The sequence below is a fragment of the Amycolatopsis antarctica genome (assembly GCF_002262875.1).
In the GTDB taxonomy this organism is placed as follows: Bacteria; Actinomycetota; Actinomycetes; order Mycobacteriales; family Pseudonocardiaceae; genus Amycolatopsis; species Amycolatopsis antarctica.
Window position 1 is genome coordinate 112,056 of the sequence record NZ_NKYE01000005.1, and the last position, 17,892, is coordinate 129,947.

Consider the following 17,892-nt stretch of genomic DNA (forward strand, 5'->3'; position numbering starts at 1 on the left):
GATAGTCCGTACGCAGGGAAACCGTTTGCCCGGTGCCGGCGTCGAGATTGGTGTAACCGCATTTCACAGGGTGCGGTGGGGACCGGCGAGGGGGTCGCCGGATCCGGGGTGGGAGCCCCGGGGGTGCTGGGGGAGCAGTGAGCCCCCGTGCGGCACGGCCGAGCGGCCTGCCGTACGGGGGCTTTCTTCGTCCGGTCCTGTTCGTCCGCGGGGCCGGTCCGTGGCGCCGGTGGTCAGCGGGTGATCTCGTAGACGACCGCGTCGGCGTTGCGATAGACGGGCCGCAGGAAGTCCATGCCCTCCAGGTCACGCAGGCCCACCGGGCGCTCGTACTCGACCTTGATGGAGCTGCTGCCCAGGAGCACGTGCCGGATGTTCAGCCGCTTGACGGCCTCGCGCACCCGCGGGTCGCGGTCGTAGTCGCGGAAGTGGTCGCCGAGCAGCGTCGCGTCCGGCGGCGGCACGCTCGGGTCGTAGTGGCCCGCGATCGGCCGCACACCCGAGATCGCGTACACCCAGGCCGTACCGTCGTAGCGGTCGTTCAGCACCATCTCGCCGGGAGCGGCCAGCTTGCCGACCTCCCGCATCGCCACGACCTCGTCCTTGCTCACCGGGATCGCGCGGTTCTCCGACTCCGGGTAGTTGTGATACGCGTACGCCACGGCCGTCGCGTTGACCTTCGCGTAGAAGCCGTTGGTCACCACGGCCAGCCCGGCCAGGATCACCACCGCGGTGGCCACCCCGGCGACCCGGCCGAGGTGCTCGCGCGAGCGCACCCAGGACAGGTTCGACGCCGCCCTGGCCGCCCAGCGCTGCAGTTCGGCGAGGCCGTGCCCGGCGAGCAGGCAGAGCGGGATCGCGGCCAGCGCCATCAGCCGGTACCGGTCGTTCCACCACGGCCGCGACATCGCGATCACCCACGGATGCGCGCCATAGCAGGCGACGGCCACGAAGAGCGTCGACATGATCAACGCCGAGGCCCCGATCCAGCGCATCCGGTCCAGCGAGCGGAACGCCAGGATCCCGATGACCAGCAACGCGGCCAGCCACATCTGCGGATGGTGCAGCACCTGGTGGAAGCTCAGAAGCTGGCCGAGCGCCGAGGTGACCGGGATGTCGGAGGCCCACGGGTTGTAGGGGTACGAGCCCGCGGAGAAGGTGATCGTGGCCAGCAGGTGCGGTGCGACGAGCAGACCGGCGACCGCGCCCGCCGCGAGCAGCCGCGCGACGTCGGGCAGGATCCTGCCTTCCTTGCGCCACCAGCGCTGCACCAGCAGCGGCACGGCGAACAGGATCGCGCCGACCAGTGAACTGGAGTGGGAGGCGAACAGCCCGGCGGCGGCCAGCGCGAACAGGAAACCCGTGTCCAGACCGGGACGCTGCAGGAACCGCTGCAGGACGACGGCCGCGACCGGCGTCAGCACGATGCCCAGCGCGAAGGGCAGCAGGCCGCTGGAGACCGACTCGTAGGCGCCGGTGGTGGCCGTGGCGGCGACGATCGCGGTGCCGCCGGCGAGCGCGGCCCGGCCGCCGAACTGGCGCACCATCGCCACCATGCACAGCGCGAAGATCCCGGCCACCGGCACCGTGACGGCGTTGAGCACGACCGGGATGGACGCACCGGAGAGCGAGTACACCGGCGCGGCGACCAGGTGGTAGGCGTTCGGGTAGAAGGAACCCTCGTCGAACCAGTTGACGCTGCCCATGCCGAACAGCGAGCCGTCGCCGGTGTCGGCGATGTAGCGGATGCCGTTCGCGTGGAAGACGGTGTCCCAGCGCTGGAACACGGCGGTGGTGCCGCCCGCCGCCGAGAGCACCACGATCACCGACAGCACGGTCGCGAGCACGACGCAGGCGGCGACCACCACGTGCGCTCGGCGGGACCAGACGACCTGCGGGTGCGAGGAGTCGTCGGCTGATCTCGGCACGACCCAGCCGCGGCGTACCGACAGCAGGCGCAGCCCGCCCGCGATCCCGGCGAGCAGGATGGTCACCGCCAGCGCGGTGCCCACGTTGTACGGCAGGCCGAGTCCGAACAGCCAGGGCCCGGCGAGCCCGGCGGCGGTGTAGGTCAGCAGCGGGGCGAGCCCCGCGAGGACCCAGCCGCGTAGTCCGGCGGCCACCCCGATGAGCAGGCCAGGGACCATGAGCACGACCAGATAGAGGCTGATCGTGCTGGCGTAGATCCAGAACGTGTCCGGTGTTGGCACGGGTCCCTAGCTCGTTTTCTCGTCTTTATCGAATGGGCGGTGCGGTGCGACTCCGGCGCGGCGGTACCGTATGCGCCCGTGAGCGCGCACACGAACTCCGCAGAGATTACTGAAGGCGATTTCGCCGGCTACGACCTGATCGTAGTCGGTTCGGGTTTCTTCGGTCTCACCGTGGCCGAACGAGCCGCCAGCCAGCCCGGGAAGAAGGTGTTGATCCTCGAGCGGCGAAGCCACATCGGTGGCAACGCCTACTCCGAGCAGGAGCCCGAGACGGGGATCGAGGTGCACAGCTACGGCGCGCACCTCTTCCACACCTCGAACAAGCGGGTCTGGGACTACGTCAACCAGTTCGCCGACTTCACCGACTACCAGCACCGGGTGTTCGCCAAGGTGGGCGAGCAGGTCTACTCGTTCCCGATGAACCTGGCGCTGATCAACCAGTTCTTCGGCAAGTCGCACAGCCCGGATGAGGCGCGCGAGCTGATCGCCAAGCAGGCCAGCGAGTTCGACACGGACGCCGCGCAGAACCTCGAGGAAAAGGCGATCTCGCTGATCGGGCGCCCGCTCTACGAGGCGTTCATCAGAGGTTACAACGCCAAGCAGTGGCAGACCGACCCGAAGAACCTGGCCGCCAACATCATCACCCGGCTGCCGGTGCGATACACGTTCAGCAACCGGTACTTCAACGACACCTACGAGGGCCTGCCCGTCGACGGCTACACGGCGTGGCTGGAGAAGATGGCGGACCACCCGAACATCGAGGTCCGGCTGGACGTCGACTACTTCGACGTCCGCGAGCAGATCCCCGCGGGCACCCCGACCGTCTACACCGGTCCGCTGGACCGCTACTTCGACTACTCCGCGGGCCGTCTCGGCTGGCGCACACTGGACTTCGAGCGCGAGGTCGTGCCGACCGGCGACTACCAGGGCACCGCGGTGATGAACTACAACGACGCGGACGTGCCGTTCACCCGGATCCACGAGTTCCGGCACTTCCACCCGGAGCGGGACTACCCGAAGGACAAGACGGTCATCGTCCGCGAGTACTCCCGGTTCGCCGACGAGAACGACGAGCCGTACTACCCGATCAACACCCCGGAGAACCGGGAGATGCTGGAGCGCTACCGCGAGCTGGCGAAGAACGAGGCGCGCGAGCGGAACGTCGTCTTCGGTGGTCGGCTGGGCACCTACAAGTACCTGGACATGCACATGGCGATCGGTTCGGCGTTGACCGTCTTCGACAACAAGATCGGCCCGCACCTGGCCGACGGTGCGCCGCTCGACGGGTCGCTGGATGTTTGAGCGCAAGGCATCCGCCCCGGCGGTGAGCGGTGAGGTCGCGCTGCTCTCCGGCGTGCAGGGTGCGCTGAAGAGCGAGGTGAGCGTGAAGGCCGCCCGCGGGCTCTCCCACTTCGGTGAGCACGCGGCGGGCTGGTTCGCCGCCGGGCTGGTCGGCGCCGCCGTGGACAGGCGCAGGCGCAAGGACTGGCTGACGGCCGCCGCGGGCGTGGTCGGGGCGCACGCCGCCTCGATCGCGGTCAAGCGCGTCGTCCGCCGTCCGCGTCCGGACGATCCGTCCGTCGAGGTACTGGTGGGCACCCCGAGCAAGCTGAGTTTCCCCTCCTCGCACGCCACCTCGACCACGGCCGCTGCGGTGCTGTACTCGGGCATGACGGGGCGCAACCTGGTGCCGCTGCTCGTCCCGCCGATGCTGGCCTCCCGGCTGGTCCTCGGCGTGCACTATCCGACGGACGTGCTCGCGGGTGCCGCTCTGGGCGCCACGGTCGGCGGGCTGCTGCGAAGGAAGCTGAGTAGGCGATGAGCGAGATCACCGAACCCGCGACGGTGGACACCCCGCCCCGCAAGGGGCCGGTCGGTGTCGCGCTGGGCGTGGTGCGAACGGCGCGTCCGCGGCAGTGGGTGAAGAACGTCCTGGTGCTGGCCGCACCGTTCACCGCGGGCCAGATCGGCAACGGCGGCGTCCTGCTGGACGCGCTCGTCGCCTTCGTGGCGTTCTCCCTGGTCGCCTCGTCGGTGTACCTGATCAACGACGCGATCGACGTCGAGGCCGACCGGGCGCATCCGACGAAGTGCAAGCGGCCGATCGCCGCCGGGGTCGTCCCGGTGCCGGTCGCCTACGCGGCGGCGGTGGTCTTCTTCCTCGGCGGCGCCGCCATCGGGGTGATCGCGAGCTGGCAGCTCGTCATCGTGCTGGTGGTCTACGAGATCGTGCAGCTCGCGTACTGCTTCGGCCTCAAGCACCAGCCGGTCGTCGACCTGGCGATCGTCGGCTCCGGCTTCCTGATGCGCTCGATCGCGGGTGGTGTCGCGGCCGGTATCACGCTCTCCCAGTGGTTCCTGCTGGTCACGGCGTTCGGCTCGCTGTTCATGGTGGCGGGCAAGCGGTACGCGGAGATCATGCTCTTCGAGCGGACGGGCGCCAAGATCCGTTCCTCGCTGAAGAAGTACTCCGCCAGTTACCTGCGTTTCGTCTGGGCCACGTCCTCGGCGATCCTGATCATGTCCTACTGCCTGTGGGCGTTCGAGCTGCGGGAACGGGCCGACGGATCGGTGTGGCCGGTCATCTCGATGATCCCGTTCGTCGTGGCGGTGCTGCGCTACGCCGTGGACGTCGACGGCGGCAACGCGGGCGAACCGGAGGAGATCGCGTTGCGCGACCGGGTGCTCCAGGTGCTCGGTGTCGCCTGGGTGGCGACGCTCGCGGTGTCGTTCTACGTGTAGCCGCCACACCTGCTCCTGCCGCCGATCCGGCGTATCGGATCGGCGGCAGTGTCGTGTCCGGGGCGCTTCCCGGGGCGGAGACGGCGAGCGTTACTGCGCGGGTACCGCGGCCAGATGCAGCGTCAGGTCCAGGTACCGCCCGGTCATGCCCTTCTGGGCGGTGAGACCGAAGTCGGTCCGGTCGATCCGGGTGTCGGCGCGCACCGTCAGGCCGTCCACCCCGGACTCGGCGTGCCGGATCGCGAGCTCCACCGGCCGGGTGACCTCGCGGACGGTGAGCGTGCCGTTGAGTGTCCAGTCGGTGCCGGACTGCTTGAGCGCGATCGAGCTGAACGTGATCGCCGGGTAGCGGTCGGTATCGAGGTAGCGGCCGGAGTGCACCACCTTGTCCCTGGCCGAATTGCCGGTGCGGAAACTCGTGGCGTCGACGGCCGCCTCGACACTGGAACCGAAGACCGGTTCGGTGACGGTGATCCGGCCGTCCCGCACCGAGAACGATCCGCGCACCGGGGCGAGACCGAACAGGTGCCTGGTGGTGAAGTCGACCGTGGACCGGCCGGTGTCGATGACGTATCGCCCGGCCAGCGGGATGTCGATCCGGTCGGTGGCGTTCTCGGTGGAGCTGGACAACGTGGTTCCCCCTGCGGTTGTGCCTGCGGGCCCGGACATACGGGCCCGTCGTCATCATGTCCGGCCGGGACGTCCCGGTGCATCCACCGCGCGGGTGTACTCCGCCCGGATGCGGCAGTGCCCTCCCGTGACCGGCACGGGAGGGCACTTTCCTTGGCGGAGCGCCAAAAACCTTAGATCGGCAACTTGCGGAAAACCGGGCGGGGAACGTGCCGCAGGGCCGACATGACGGGCCGGAAAGCGGCGGGCGCCCAGACCAGTTCCTTGCCCTTGCGGGCGGCGTCGACGGCGGTCTCGGCGACCTGCTCGGCGGTCTGCGCGAGCGGGGCCTCGTCCATGCCCTCGGTCATCTTGGTCTTCACGTGCCCGGGACGGACGACGGTGATCTTGATGCCCAGCGGCCGCAGCGCCTCGCCGAGCCCGAGGTAGAAGCCGTCGAAGCCGGCCTTGGTGGAGCCGTAGAGGAAGTTCGACCGGCGGACTCGCTCACCGGCCACAGAGGACAGTGCGACGACCGAGCCGTGCCCCTGCTGCTTGAGTCGCTCGGAAAGGGCGACGCCGACCGAGACGGCGGCGGTGTAGTTGACCTGCGCCAGCTCGACCGCCTTCGCGTGGTCCTGCCACACCTGTTCCGCGTCGCCGAGCAGGCCGAACGCGACCACGCTGACGTCGATGTCGCCGCCGGCGAACGCCTTCTCGATCATCGCCGGGTGCGAGCCGGTGTCCTTGGCATCGAAGTCCACAGTGGACACATCGCCGCCCGCCTTGCGCAGCCGCGCGGCGGCCGCGTCCAGGCGCTCGGACGGACGGGCCGCCAGCACGATCCGGAGTGGACGGTCGGCGAGGTAGCGCTCCGCGATCGCCAGCGCGATGTCGGAGGTGCCGCCGAGCAGCAACAGGGACTGGGGGTTACCTACAGCGTCGATCACGGGAGTCAACTTCCGTCGCGGGCGGTCGTGGTCAGAGTTCGAGGCGGCGGGACATGTCGGAGGCGAACACGCCCTCCGGGTCGACGGAGTCGCGGACCTTGCGCCACTCCTCCAGCCGCGGGTACATCTTCGCGAAGGTCTCCGGCGTGGTGCGGGAGTCCTTCGCCGTGTAGAGCCGCCCGCCGATGGCGAGCACCTCGTCGTCGAGTTCACGGCAGAACGCGCTCAGCCCGTCCTTGATCGGGAAGTCCACGCAGATCATCCAGCCGGGGTGCGGGAAGGACAGCGGGGCACGGTTGCCCTCGCCCATCTGCTTGAACACGTTCAGGAACGAGACGTGACCGGAGTCGGCGATCGTGCCGACGATGCGGCTCAGGTCCTCGTGCGCGTTCAACGGGGTGCTGAACTGGTACTGCAGGAACCCCTTCGAGCCGTACGCCCGGTTCCACTCGCCGAACATGTCCAGCGGGTGGTAGAACGCCGTCAGGTTCTGGATGACGCCGCGCGCCTGCTTCGGCGTCTTGCGGTAGTACAGCTCACCGATCGAGCCGAAGGTCAGCTTGTTCGCCAGTCCGTTCGGGAACACGTCCGGCAGGGTCAGCAACTGTGGCGCGTCGAACTTCAGCGGATTCGCCCGCAGTTTCTTCGGCAGCTCGTCCAGCTTCGCCAGTGAGCCGCGGGCGAAGGCCGCGCGGCCCATCTTCGGGCCGGTGGAGATCGTGTCGAACCAGGCGGAGGAGTACGTGTAGTCGTTCTCCGAGCCGTTGCTGACCAGTTCCAGCGTCTCGTCCAGATTCGCCGTCCGGTCCAGGTCGGCGATGAAGTACGCGGTCTCGGTCTTGGTCATCCGCACGGTCGCCCGCAGGATCAGCCCGGTCAGGCCGATGCCGCCGACCGTCGCCCAGAACAGGTCCGACTCGGTGCCGTCCGGGGTCAGCGTGCGCACCTCGCCGTCCGCGGTGAGCAGTTCCATCGACACGACGTGGTTGCCGAAGCTGCCCGCCGAGTGGTGGTTCTTGCCGTGGATGTCGTTGGCGATCGCTCCGCCGATGGTGACCTGCCGGGTGCCCGGCAGCACCGGAACCCACAGGCCGAACGGCAGCGCCGCGCGCATGAGCTGGTCCAGGTTCACCCCGGCGTCCAGCACGGCGAGCCCGCTGTCCGCGTCGATGGAGTGGATGCGGTTCAGCGGCGTCATGTCGACGACGAGCCCGCCCGCGTTCTGCGCCGGGTCACCGTACGAGCGGCCGAGGCCGCGGGCGATCACGCCGCGGGTGCCCGCCCGGCGCACCGCCGTGGCGATCACGTCCGGGTCCGGGGTGCTCAGCACCTCCGCCGTACTGGGCGCGGTACGGGCCCAGCCGGCCAGCGTGCGGGTCTCGGTGTGCGTTCTCGGGGTTTCCTCGCTCACCGGCCCCAGGGTAGCCACGTGGCGGCGGATCGTTCGCCACGGCCCGCGTCTGTCAACCCCTTACCGGACGCTGTCGCACCCTCTCGTGGCGGGTTTCCGGAACGCTCCTACACTTCAGTGGTCAACGGAAACGGACCGACGAGGTTGTGCAGTGGTGGCCACGGACCAGCAGGCGAGCGCGGCAGTGCCGTCCTCGGCGTCCCCTCCGTCCTCGGCCGCGGCCTCGCCGGGCCTGGTCGGGCAGCTCCTCCGGTTCGTGTCGATCGGTGGCTTCTGCGCCGTCGTCGACCTCGGGATCTACGCGCTGGGCCTGCAACTGGGTCTCTGGGTGCACCTGGCCAAGGCCATCGGCTTCATCTTCGGCACCACCACGGCGTACTTCCTGAACCGGAAGTTCACCTTCTCCGGCGGGGCCAAGGGTGGAGCCGCGCAGATCAGCGGATTCGTCCTGCTCTACACCGTGACGTTCTTCGTCAACGTCGGCACGAACGCGCTGATGTTGAGCCTGCTGCCGGAGTCCAGGCTGGAGTACGGCATCGCCTGGTTCGTCGCGCAGGCAACCGCGACCGTGATCAACTTCGTCATGCTCAAGTGGGTCGTGTTCCGCGAGCCACGCACCGAGCCGGCGGCGTGAGCGACCAGCTACGCACCGGCACAGCAGCGTCCGGGTGACCCGGTAGATTCGGTCACCGCCAGCGACATCGGGCACCACCCGACGGACATCCCTTGGAGGACTGAGAACTCATGGCAGGTAAAGCCACGACCGCGGTGAAGGCGCCTGCCGGTGCCGATGCGACGACGTTCACCGAGCGCGCACCGCAGGGCAGGCTGCTGGCCCAGCGCGGCCTGTTCGCGGGTCCGGCCGACGTGGTGAGCAAGGATCTCTACTCCGAGGTGGTCGAGGGCGTCGCCTCCCGCCAGCGCGGCGCGCTCGCACTGGAGCCGTCCGCCCGGGTCTCCGGCAACACCTACTTCGGCCGCTTCCCCGCCAGCTACTGGCAGCGGTGGACGAACGTCAAGGAGGTCGCGGTCGAGGCCGTCGTGACCGGATCCGGGCACCTCTCCGTCGGCGCCTCGGACGTCGAGGGCGAGCCGCGTACCGTCGCCGCCCAGGTCGTCGAGGGCGCGAAGCAGCAGGCGGTCAGCCTGGTCGCGAAGGTCGACAAGTTCCTCGACGGCGGCGCCCTGTGGCTGGACCTGTCCACCGAGGCCGGTCAGACGCTGACCGTGGAGAACGTGCGCTGGACCGTCGAGGCGCCGGAGCGGATCCGCCCCACCGCGGTGACGATCTGCACGATGAACCGCGCCGACGACTGCCTGTCCAACCTCAAGGCGCTCGCGGGTGACATCTCCTCGCTGGAGACGCTGGACGCCATCTACGTCGCCGACCAGGGCACCGACCAGGTCGACTCCCGGGACGGCTTCGCCGACGTCGCGCAGCGCCTCGGCGACAAGCTCAAGTACATCAAGCAGCCGAACCTCGGCGGCGCCGGCGGTTTCACCCGCGGGCTCTACGAGGTCGCCGGGCACACCGAGACCGAGCACGCGAACGTCCTGTTCATGGACGACGACGTGCTGCTCGAGCCGGACCTGGTCATCCGGATGACGGCGTTCTCCAACCGCGCCGCCAACCCGATCATCGTCGGCGGGCAGATGCTCAACCTGCTGCACCCGCACCAGCTCCACGTCGGTGCCGAGTACGCGGAGCTCAACCAGCTCCAGCCGGGTGTGCCGGTGGAGCACAGCCTCGACACCGCCGACCTGCTGGGCGTCGACAAGGAGACCGGCGAGCCGAACCGCCAGGAGCGCCGCCTCGACGCCGGATACAACGGCTGGTGGTCCTGCCTGATCCCGTACGAGGTCGTCAAGCAGATCGGCTACCCGATGCCGTTCTTCTTCCAGTGGGACGACGCCGAGTACTCCTACCGCGCCCGCGGCGCGGGCTTCCCCACCGTCACGCTTCCCGGTGCCGGCGTCTGGCACGCCGACTTCCACTGGAAGGACTGGGACGAGTGGCACCGTTACTTCAACCTGCGCAACTCGATCATCACCGCGGCGCTGCACAGCCCGTTCAACCTGAACGTGCTCTCCCGCGTGCTGATGGCCCAGGTGGTGCGGTACCTGCTCGGCATGCAGTACGGCCTCACGGCCACGCTGATCAAGGCCGTCGAGGACTTCCTCGAGGGCCCGGAGATCCTGCGTGACGGCGGCGTCGCCGCGATGAAGGAGATCCGCGAGATCCGGGCGCGGTACCCGGAGACGAAGAAGCACCCGGCCACCGAGGTCCCGGGCATCGCGTCCAACGACATCGGCATCATCAACACCGCCCCGCGGCCGAGCATGCAGCGTGCGGTACTGGTCAAGCGGGTCGTCGACCGGCTGCGCGGCCGGACCCGTTTCGCGCTCGGCGCCGTGCCGAACGACGAGGCGCACTGGTGGCACATCGCGCTGTTCGACACCGCCGTGGTCACCGACGCCTCGCAGGAGGGCGTCCGCGTCCGCAAGTACGACCGGGAGCGGATGTTCGAGCTGGGCAAGCACGCGCTGAAGGTGGTGCAGCGTCTGCGCAAGGAGGGCGGTGCCGTGCAGGCGCAGTACAAGCGCGCCATGCCGGAGCTGACCAGCCGGGACAACTGGAAGCGTCTCTACGAGCTGTAGTGGATTCCGTGCGACGGCCTGTCATCCGATTCGGGTGGCAGGCCGTTTCGCGTCCCGCCACCGTCCAACTTAGGTTAGCCTAAGTCGCATGGTGGACTATGTGGAACGGGCCCAGCGGATCGCCGACACGGTGCTGTTTCCGGCCGCCCGGGAAGTGGACCGGACGGGCCGGGTGCCGGCCTCGCACTTCGGGACGCTCGCGGACGAGGGCTTCTACGGGCTCGCCGCCCCGGCCGATGCGGGCGGCCCCGGGCTGGAGTTCGGCCAGATCGTGGAGATCCTCGAAACGCTCGCCGGGGCCTGCCTGACCACGACGTTCACCTGGATGCAGCACCACGGCGTGGTGATGGGCCTGGCCGGCACGGCGCGCGACGAACTGCGCGAGCGCTACCTGGCCGGAGCGGTCAGCGGCGCGGTGAAGGGCGGCGTGGCCTTCGCCGGCGCCATCCCGAAGCCGCCCCGGCTGTGGGCCGAGCGCGACGGGGACGGTTACGTGTTCGACGGCGAGGCGCCGTTCGTCAGCGGCTGGGGCGTCATCGACATTCTGCAGCTCACCGCGAGGCACGGCGACACCGTCGTGCACGCGCTGGTCGACCCCGTCGCCGGTCCCGGGCTCGCCGTCGAGGAACTCGACCTCGTCGCGGCGCAGGGCAGCAACACCGTCCGGCTGCGCTTCGACGGCTACCGGGTGCCCGCCGGGCGGGTGCTCGCCGAGGTCGGTTTCGCCGAGTTCTCCGCCGGGATGATCTACGGCTCCCGCCTGAACGGCTGCGTGGCCACCGGTCTGGCCGGACGCTGCGCCCGGCTGCTCGACGGACGAGGGCAGGCCGGGGTCGCGGCCGGGTTGCGCGCCGAGCAGGCCTCCGCCCGGGCAGGTCTCGACGCGGCGCTGGCCGACCCGTCCGCCATGCCCGCGGCCAGGGCCGCCGCCTCCGAACTGGCGTACCGGGCCGCGGGTCTGCTGGTCGTTGCCGAGGGCAGTGCGGGCATCCTGACCGGCGCCGCGTCCGCGGGGCACGGCCAGCGTCTCACCCGGGAAGCGACGTTCACCCTGGTGGCGGCCGGGCGGCCGGAGATCAAGACGGAACTCCTGAGCCTGTTCGGCCGCTGACCGTCGTGCTCAGTGCAGGCCGAAGACCTTGCCCTTGCGGTTGAGGTCGTCGAGGTAGGCGACCGCCACGTGCGCGAAGTTGATCGCGACCGTGGAACCCTCCCTGGTGGTGATGGTCTCCACGGCGTTGTTCTTGACGAGCTGAGTGAGGCGGGTGCCGAGGTCGGCCGCAGCGTCGGCGGGCAGGGCGAACAGCAGGGGTTCACCGCCTGCGGCGAGGTGGAGGACGAGGGCGGGCTTCTCGGGTCTGTTCTCGGACATGCCACCACCACAACAGCGTGCGCCCACGCGGGGCAAGGCAGTTCGCGGACGGCTGACGCCGAACATGCGATCTGCCTGCGCACCCGCATGGCCGTGCGTTACCGTGCGTATCGATCGTACGAAGCGCCTGCAGGGGGTCCGCGAATGCCGCATTCGTTCTCGCTGTCGCTGGCCGCGGTGGACATGCTGCTGGAGCACGACAAGCTGGGACGCGCACCGTTTCCGTTCCAGGTTCCGCACATCGGCACCACCCACACCCAGCGCGCCCAGGTCCGGGAGGCCGTGTTCCGCGACCTCGAGTCCCGCGGGCTGATGCGCGCCGGACGACTCGACGCCGACGTGGGGCTGGCCCTGCGCACCTTCGTCTCCTCGCCCGTCGCCATCACTGCCGCGGCCCAGCTCGACGACGGCAAACGGCTGTTCGCCCGAGTAGTGTCCGACGGCCAGTTCGCGGCGGTGGTCAAACAGGACGAGAACCTGCTCGTCTTCGCCGAGGCCAGGCCCACCGGGCTGGTCCCGGCGATCGTCGACCTGCTGCCGCTGACGCCCGCCGCGGCAGGGCAGTCGGTGACGATCGCGAAGTCCGCCCCGGTCAAGTCGCGGGGCAGGCACGCCGCGGACGGAGGCTACGACCCGTTCGCCGGGGTCGCGCCACCGCGCAGCCAGTCGTCCAGCCAGGTCCGCTACGTCGAGCGCATCTTCGAGAAGCCCAAGCTGCGGATCGGCCAGTTCACGGCGTTCGTCCGCGGCCAGAACGGCAAGGCGTCCGACCTCAGCCCGACGGCCTGGTTCGACACCGACGACGGCCGGTACTTCATGACCGTCCGCGACTCCGACGACGGGCAGACCTGGATCACCTACGCCCCCGCCGACAACGCGCGAATCGCCCAGCACCTGCATTCGCAGTTGGAGGGCTACCTGTAGGCCCGGCCTGCCTTCGGGAACCGGCGGGCCGGTCACCGCGTCACACACCAGGTCGTCCGTGCGTCACGGCTGTACGGGAAGTGGCCCTCGCGCGTGGTGGCCACTAGTAGACTGCGCGCCGACGAAACACAGCGAGGATGTGGGGCAACGATGACGGGTTTCGTGCCGAACCCCGGCCAGCCGGACGTCAGGACCACCGGTTTCGTGCCGAGCGGACCGCCTGCGCCCGGTATCGGCGGCGCCGTCGGATCGTTCTTCGGCAGCTCGATGAGTAAGCAGGCCATCGATCGCACCAAGGGCGAAGCGCAGAAACTGACCGACGCGGCCAACTCCGGCGGCTTCTCCATCAGCCCCGAAGGCGCCGACGCCTACATAGCGGCATTCGACCGTTTCGATGAAGCGATCGCCAGTATCCAGACCAGCCTTATGGGAGCGAAGCAAATCCCGCGACTGGGTGATTCCCCGTACGCCCAAGCTGTATCCCGGCACACGCAAATGACCGCGAGTGGCGACGAGAAGTCCTACGAAACCGCGTTGCTGTCGCTTCAAGAGATTGTCGGTCAGGCTCGCGAGGCCTTCATCAAGGCTAAAGAGAAATACGCTGAGATGGATGCCGACGCGGAGCAGACTTTCAAGCCGTTGAACAGCGAGGCTTGAGCGATGCCAATCGTCTCCTGGCATGCGGAACTGCCGACGGCTGTCGCGGTCGTGATGTCGGGCTCGGTCAGTCGCTTTGAGGAAGACCCTCTGCTGATCGTTTCTGGCGGTTGGCCGAACGAGTCGGAAGGGCAAGCGCCGCAGAACGCCAAGTCCGCCAGCTCGCTTGCCTACATGTACTCCGGAGATGAGGTTGCTGAGAAGTGTCAGCTTCCCGAGAGAGCGTCGGCAACAGTTCGGCCGCGCAACTTGCGGGCAATGATGGCGGCGTCTGCCTGCTCACTTTGGATGGCGGCCAAAGGTGAGATGACGTCACAACCGACGGTGTCATACAAGGTGCCAAAGGTCGTGACTATGCCATCAAGCTGGCCGACATCATCGAGACTGGGCCTCGCGAAGGTGTCGCCTAGGCATGCGCATTGCGTTATGGAGTTCGACGAGAAGGGCAAGGCTGATCGACGATGAAGACACGCATTCGCGGCGGCTTGTGCTCGGTCGCCGTGCTGTCCGCTGCCCTCGCGGCTGGCTGCTCAGAAGCGGGCAGCGCACAGCCCGCGCCGCAGAGCGGTGGAGCACCGCAGCCGTCGGCGAGTTCCATGCCAGGCAGTTCGACCGTGCCCGGCCCTGGTGACAACACTGAGCTTGCGGCGCTCAAGGCGTGCGACTTGGGTAGTGAGCAGGAGTTCGCCGAGTTCCGGGTCACCAGACCGGGCGAGGACAAGGGCGCGCGGTTCGGGGCCACTAGCTCCTGTGTCTGGATCGGGCGGAGCGTCGGGGAGCGCGCTACTGCGCTCGGCATCTCAATCCGGCCATCCCAGGGCCTGGCAGAAGTGAACGTGACCGCCGGCCAGGTGTCGGACGGCAAAGTCGGCGAGCGCACCGCCAAGCAGTTGGCTGGCGGTACCGGTGGTTCCTGCGAGCTGTTCGTCGAGATGGGTCCCACTGCTCGCGTCGACCTCTCGGCCAGTGGGGCGATCGAGGTGCCTGAAGCCTGCGACCTCGTCGGCAAACTGGCCGAGATCGTCGAGCCGAAGCTGCCCAAGGAAGGGGAGTAGTCATGTCCGCACCTCAGGGACCGGGATCGACCCCGGCTGGCGCTCCGCCCGCGTCGGAAACCGATCCGTACGGCGGCGACAGCGGACCGTACACCTCGCGTGACCAGGCGCTGCAGCAGGAGATGATCGACGCCGGGTACGACCCCAACGACCCGGGCTTCTTCCAGATGTTCGACAACCTGCGGGCCCAGGCCGTGGGAACGACGAACGCCGAGAAGGCCGCGCAGGCCGAGTCGCAGCAGCTCGCGGAGAACGCGAACTACCGTGACGGCCTGGACGCGTCCGACTCCGACTACCTGGGCTTCGAGCACCAGCAGATGAAGGACATGGTGCAGACGATCGAGCCCGGCCAGGTCTCCGACGTCTCCAGCGCCTGGACCGAGCTGGCCAACGCCATGGCCACCTTCGGCGACGAGCTGAACAACGCGGCCAACACCTCGAACGCCACCTGGAAGGGTTCCGCGGCGGAGTCGGCGTTCGGTTTCGTCTCCGGCCTCGGCAGCTGGAGCGACGAGACGGGCCAGGCCGCGCAGCTCGCCGCCGACCGCGTCTACTCGCAGAGCCAGTCCGGTGAGACGGCGCGTAACGCGATGCCGGAGCCGGTGCCGTTCAGCTGGGACAGCGAGATGGCGAAGTGGGGTGCAGCCGACGGCCTCGGCGGCCTGGTCACCGCCATCGGCGACAGCTACAAGACGTACGAGGCCAGCAACGAGGCGCACGACGAGGCCGCCAGGGTGATGAGCACCTACGACGGCGACCTGTACGGCGCCGCCTCGCAGACGCCCGCCTTCGCGCAGCCGCCCGAGTTCGGCCAGACCGGCGGCAACTACAGCCACAGCGTCACCCCGGTGGACGCGGGCGCGGGCACCGGAACCGCCCCTGGCAACACCGGGGCCTCCGGATACGAGGGCGGAAACCCGGGCCCCGGACCCGTCGGCGGCAACCCCGGCAATCCCGGTAACCCTGGCAACCCCGGCAATCCGGCGCCCATCCCGGCGCCGTTGCCGAAGGGACCGGGCACCGGCAGTGGTTCGATGCCCCCCGGCGGCACGCGGCCTTCCGGTAACCGGCCGCCGGCGTTCGCGCCGCCGCGCTCCGGCGGCAACAACTCCTCGTCCCCGATGGGCGGCATGGGTGCGATGCCGGTCGGTGCCGCCATGGGTGGCGCGGGCGGCGGCGCCGACCACAACGCCAGGTCCGGCCGCGGCGGCGGTTTCGGTCCCGGTGGCAGCTCCGGCGCCAACGCGGGTGCCGGCCCCGGATCGGGTGCGGCCAAGCCGGGTGGAGTCGGGGCGGCCGAGGCCGCGGCGGGCCGCGGTGGCGCCGGTGCGGCCGGTGCCGGACGTGGCGGCATGGGCCCCGCGGGCATGGCCGGTGCCGGCGGCCGCGGCAACAAGGGTGAGGAGGACGCCGAGCACACCCGCCCCGCGTACCTCGTGGAGGGCGACCCGGACGAGGTGTTCGGCACCAACCAGCGCACCGCCCCGCCGGTCATCGGCGAGTAGACACGACGACGAATCGGCCGCCACCCCCGCAAGGGAGTGGCGGCCGATTCGCGTATGTGCCGGTCAGTAGCGGAAGAACTGCTCGCGGCGTCCCTGCCGGACGAGCTTGAGCCACTGCGCGAACGCCTTCGGATCGCGCTTCACGCCGACGAAGTAGAGGCCGAAGCGGAAGATCTCCAGTGCGCCGATCTTGCGCATCCCCGGCTGGGAAAGCAGGTAACCGCGGTTGCGGTAGGTGTAGTAGCGCTTGACCTCGTTGTCCGGGTCCTGCGCGTGGAAACGTCCGCCGAGCATTGGCTTGAACTCGTCGGAACCGTTGGGGTGCAAGTAGGTCGCCTGCAACGAGGTGCCGAAGGGCAGCCCGGAACGGACCAGTCTGCGGTGCAGTTCGACCTCGTCGCCGCGGAAGAACAGCCGCAGATCCGGCACGCCCACGACGTCCAAAGTGGACGCACGGAACAGCGCGCCGTTCATCAGCGAGGCGATGCCGGGCAGGAAGTCCTCACCCAGTTCGTCGGCCGAACGCTTCCAGGTGAGCCCGCGCCGCAATGGGAACGCGAGCTTCTCGGGGGCGTCGATGTTCGCGACGACGGGGGAGACCTCCGCCAGGTCGCGGTCCTTCGCCACCCCGAGCAGCGTCTCCAGCACGGTCTCGTCGGCGGGCCTGCCGTCGTCGTCGGCGAGCCAGATCCAGCCCGCACCGAGTGACAGGGCGTGCAGCATCCCGAGAGCGAATCCGCCCGCCCCACCGAGATTCCGGTGCGAGGGCAGGTAGGTGACGGGCAGGCCGCAGTTCTCGACGATCTCGCGGGCGGGCTGGTCGGGGCCGTTGTCGACGACGACCAGGTGGTCCACCGGGTGCGTCTGCGCCGAGATGATCTTGAGCGAGTCGGCGAGCAGGTCCCGCCGGTGCCTGGTGACGACGACCGCCACCACGGCGTCCTCGCCGAAGGGGGCGCCGATCGCGTCCGCGCTGCTCATCGTGTCACTCGCCCTTGATCGCGACGTCGCGCTCGATGCCCATGCGCTCCGCGGATTCGGCGCTGATGTTCTCGAACGGATCACGGCCCTTGTACGCCGTCAGGACCTCGCGCAGTGTGCCTTGCATCTTCATGGTGCCCTCGTCCATCCAGATGGCCGACGTGCAGAGCTCCAAGAGTAGGTCGTCCTGGTGCGAAGCGAAGACCAACAGGCCGGAACGCTTCACCAGATCCACCAGACGGTTGCGCGCCTTGTTCAGGAACGCCGCGTCCACGGCCCCGATGCCCTCGTCCAGGATCAGGATCTCCGGGTCGATGGTGGTGACCACGCCCAGCGCCAGCCGCACCCGCATACCGGTGGAGTAGGTGCGCAGCGGCATCTGCAGGTAGTCGCCGAGTTCGGTGAACTCGGCGATGTCGTCGACGCGCTTCTCCATCTCCTTGCGCGTCATGCCGAGGAACAGCCCGCGGATCATGATGTTCTCGTAGCCGGAGATCTCCGGGTCCATGCCGACGCCGAGGTCGAAGACCGGCGCGATCTTGCCGGTGATCTTCGCCGACCCGCGAGTGGGCTCGTAGATGCCGGACATCAGCCGCAGCAGGGTGGACTTGCCCGCGCCGTTGTGGCCGACGAGCCCGATCCGGTCGCCTTCCTTCACCGACAGCGAGATGTCGTGCAGGGCCTCGATGACCGGGACCTTCGAGTCGGTGCCGATCTTGCCGCCGACCTTGCCGAGGACCCGGTTCTTCATCGAACGGGTCTTCGCGTCGAAGATCGGGAAATCGACGTAGGCCTGGTGAACCTCAATGCTGACCATC

The 17,892-nt window shown here is 69.1% G+C and carries 18 protein-coding genes; 11 read left to right on the plus strand and 7 right to left on the minus strand.

Annotated features, from left to right (window positions below):
* Window positions 1–233: 233 nt before the first annotated feature.
* A complete protein-coding gene (locus CFN78_RS10205; RefSeq protein ID WP_094862462.1) occupies window positions 234–2,210 on the minus strand; it encodes a DUF6541 family protein in 1,977 nt (658 codons plus the stop codon).
* A 78-nt stretch (window positions 2,211–2,288) separates the two neighbouring features.
* Here CFN78_RS10205 and glf point away from each other — a divergent pair, with 78 nt between their 5' ends.
* The 3 genes from glf to CFN78_RS10220 are packed head-to-tail and all read left to right on the plus strand — an operon-like array spanning window position 2,289 to window position 4,952.
* Window positions 2,289–3,512, plus strand: coding sequence for a UDP-galactopyranose mutase (glf, locus tag CFN78_RS10210; protein ID WP_094862692.1), 1,224 nt, complete (start codon window positions 2,289–2,291; stop codon window positions 3,510–3,512).
* On the plus strand, window positions 3,505–4,032 hold the full coding sequence (locus CFN78_RS10215; RefSeq protein WP_094862464.1) for a phosphatase PAP2 family protein: 528 nt from the start codon (window positions 3,505–3,507) through the stop codon (window positions 4,030–4,032). The genes glf and CFN78_RS10215 overlap by 8 nt, the downstream gene beginning before the upstream one ends.
* Complete coding sequence (locus CFN78_RS10220; RefSeq protein ID WP_094862465.1) at window positions 4,029–4,952, plus strand: decaprenyl-phosphate phosphoribosyltransferase; 924 nt, start codon at window positions 4,029–4,031, stop codon at window positions 4,950–4,952. The genes CFN78_RS10215 and CFN78_RS10220 overlap by 4 nt, the downstream gene beginning before the upstream one ends.
* 90 nt (window positions 4,953–5,042) lie before the next feature.
* Here CFN78_RS10220 and CFN78_RS10225 read toward each other — a convergent pair whose 3' ends face one another.
* The 3 genes from CFN78_RS10225 to CFN78_RS10235 form a co-directional block, all read right to left on the minus strand.
* The gene (locus tag CFN78_RS10225; RefSeq protein WP_240519368.1) at window positions 5,043–5,582 is read right to left on the minus strand and encodes a YceI family protein; all 540 of its coding nucleotides are present in this window, start codon (window positions 5,580–5,582) and stop codon (window positions 5,043–5,045) included.
* A 173-nt stretch (window positions 5,583–5,755) separates the two neighbouring features.
* On the minus strand, window positions 5,756–6,511 hold the full coding sequence (locus CFN78_RS10230; RefSeq protein WP_094862468.1) for a decaprenylphospho-beta-D-erythro-pentofuranosid-2-ulose 2-reductase: 756 nt from the start codon (window positions 6,509–6,511) through the stop codon (window positions 5,756–5,758).
* 31 nt (window positions 6,512–6,542) lie between these two features.
* The gene (locus CFN78_RS10235; RefSeq protein WP_094862470.1) at window positions 6,543–7,922 is read right to left on the minus strand and encodes a decaprenylphosphoryl-beta-D-ribose oxidase; all 1,380 of its coding nucleotides are present in this window, start codon (window positions 7,920–7,922) and stop codon (window positions 6,543–6,545) included.
* Between the two features lie 151 nt (window positions 7,923–8,073).
* On the opposite strand from CFN78_RS10235, the gene CFN78_RS10240 reads away from it, so the two are divergent.
* From CFN78_RS10240 to CFN78_RS10250, 3 genes are all read left to right on the plus strand, one after another.
* Window positions 8,074–8,556, plus strand: coding sequence for a GtrA family protein (locus tag CFN78_RS10240; RefSeq protein WP_094862472.1), 483 nt, complete (start codon window positions 8,074–8,076; stop codon window positions 8,554–8,556).
* A gap of 110 nt (window positions 8,557–8,666) precedes the next feature.
* Window positions 8,667–10,580, plus strand: coding sequence for a glycosyltransferase (locus tag CFN78_RS10245; protein ID WP_094862473.1), 1,914 nt, complete (start codon window positions 8,667–8,669; stop codon window positions 10,578–10,580).
* An 88-nt stretch (window positions 10,581–10,668) separates the two neighbouring features.
* Window positions 10,669–11,691, plus strand: coding sequence for an acyl-CoA dehydrogenase family protein (locus tag CFN78_RS10250; RefSeq protein ID WP_094862475.1), 1,023 nt, complete (start codon window positions 10,669–10,671; stop codon window positions 11,689–11,691).
* A 9-nt stretch (window positions 11,692–11,700) separates the two neighbouring features.
* Here CFN78_RS10250 and CFN78_RS10255 read toward each other — a convergent pair whose 3' ends face one another.
* Window positions 11,701–11,952, minus strand: coding sequence for a hypothetical protein (locus CFN78_RS10255; protein ID WP_094862476.1), 252 nt, complete (start codon window positions 11,950–11,952; stop codon window positions 11,701–11,703).
* Between the two features lie 144 nt (window positions 11,953–12,096).
* Between CFN78_RS10255 and CFN78_RS10260 the strand changes: the two genes are divergently transcribed.
* The 5 genes from CFN78_RS10260 to CFN78_RS10275 all read left to right on the plus strand — a co-directional run bounded on the left by CFN78_RS10260 (window position 12,097) and on the right by CFN78_RS10275 (window position 16,093).
* Window positions 12,097–12,876 carry an ESX secretion-associated protein EspG gene (locus CFN78_RS10260; protein WP_094862478.1) on the plus strand — a complete coding sequence of 260 codons (780 nt, stop codon included), beginning with the start codon at window positions 12,097–12,099 and terminating at the stop codon, window positions 12,874–12,876.
* Window positions 12,877–13,026: 150 nt separating this feature from the next.
* Window positions 13,027–13,533 (plus strand): hypothetical protein, encoded by a 507-nt coding sequence (locus CFN78_RS10265; protein ID WP_094862480.1) that lies wholly within the window; start codon window positions 13,027–13,029, stop codon window positions 13,531–13,533.
* Between the two features lie 3 nt (window positions 13,534–13,536).
* A complete protein-coding gene (locus CFN78_RS28710; protein ID WP_133116318.1) occupies window positions 13,537–13,998 on the plus strand; it encodes a hypothetical protein in 462 nt (153 codons plus the stop codon).
* Window positions 13,995–14,588 (plus strand): DUF3558 family protein, encoded by a 594-nt coding sequence (locus CFN78_RS10270; RefSeq protein WP_094862481.1) that lies wholly within the window; start codon window positions 13,995–13,997, stop codon window positions 14,586–14,588. The genes CFN78_RS28710 and CFN78_RS10270 overlap by 4 nt, the downstream gene beginning before the upstream one ends.
* Before the next feature lie 2 nt (window positions 14,589–14,590).
* Window positions 14,591–16,093 carry a PPE domain-containing protein gene (locus CFN78_RS10275; protein ID WP_094862483.1) on the plus strand — a complete coding sequence of 501 codons (1,503 nt, stop codon included), beginning with the start codon at window positions 14,591–14,593 and terminating at the stop codon, window positions 16,091–16,093.
* Window positions 16,094–16,156: 63 nt separating this feature from the next.
* On the opposite strand, the gene glfT1 is transcribed toward CFN78_RS10275, so the two are convergent.
* Both glfT1 and wzt read right to left on the minus strand, forming a co-directional pair.
* A complete protein-coding gene (gene glfT1 / locus CFN78_RS10280; RefSeq protein WP_094862485.1) occupies window positions 16,157–17,074 on the minus strand; it encodes a galactofuranosyltransferase GlfT1 in 918 nt (305 codons plus the stop codon).
* A gap of 4 nt (window positions 17,075–17,078) precedes the next feature.
* Window positions 17,079–17,891, minus strand: a complete 813-nt coding sequence (gene wzt / locus CFN78_RS10285; RefSeq protein WP_094862486.1) for a galactan export ABC transporter ATP-binding subunit Wzt/RfbE — start codon at window positions 17,889–17,891, stop codon at window positions 17,079–17,081.
* Between the last annotated feature and the right edge of the window lies 1 nt (window position 17,892).

What these genes read in the sequence shown, in the direction of transcription:
- CFN78_RS10215 (WP_094862464.1), top strand. Translation starts at nt 3,505, where the DNA reads ATGTTTGAGCGCAAGGCATCCGCCCCGGCGGTGAGCGGTGAGGTCGCG.
- CFN78_RS10220 (WP_094862465.1), top strand. Translation starts at nt 4,029, where the DNA reads ATGAGCGAGATCACCGAACCCGCGACGGTGGACACCCCGCCCCGCAAG.
- CFN78_RS10245 (WP_094862473.1), top strand. Translation starts at nt 8,667, where the DNA reads ATGGCAGGTAAAGCCACGACCGCGGTGAAGGCGCCTGCCGGTGCCGAT.
- CFN78_RS10250 (WP_094862475.1), top strand. Translation starts at nt 10,669, where the DNA reads ATGGTGGACTATGTGGAACGGGCCCAGCGGATCGCCGACACGGTGCTG.
- CFN78_RS10255 (WP_094862476.1), bottom strand. Translation starts at nt 11,952, where the DNA reads ATGTCCGAGAACAGACCCGAGAAGCCCGCCCTCGTCCTCCACCTCGCC.
- CFN78_RS10260 (WP_094862478.1), top strand. Translation starts at nt 12,097, where the DNA reads ATGCCGCATTCGTTCTCGCTGTCGCTGGCCGCGGTGGACATGCTGCTG.
- CFN78_RS10265 (WP_094862480.1), top strand. Translation starts at nt 13,027, where the DNA reads ATGACGGGTTTCGTGCCGAACCCCGGCCAGCCGGACGTCAGGACCACC.
- CFN78_RS28710 (WP_133116318.1), top strand. Translation starts at nt 13,537, where the DNA reads ATGCCAATCGTCTCCTGGCATGCGGAACTGCCGACGGCTGTCGCGGTC.
- CFN78_RS10270 (WP_094862481.1), top strand. Translation starts at nt 13,995, where the DNA reads ATGAAGACACGCATTCGCGGCGGCTTGTGCTCGGTCGCCGTGCTGTCC.
- CFN78_RS10275 (WP_094862483.1), top strand. Translation starts at nt 14,591, where the DNA reads ATGTCCGCACCTCAGGGACCGGGATCGACCCCGGCTGGCGCTCCGCCC.
- glfT1 (WP_094862485.1), bottom strand. Translation starts at nt 17,074, where the DNA reads ATGAGCAGCGCGGACGCGATCGGCGCCCCCTTCGGCGAGGACGCCGTG.
- wzt (WP_094862486.1), bottom strand. Translation starts at nt 17,891, where the DNA reads ATGGTCAGCATTGAGGTTCACCAGGCCTACGTCGATTTCCCGATCTTC.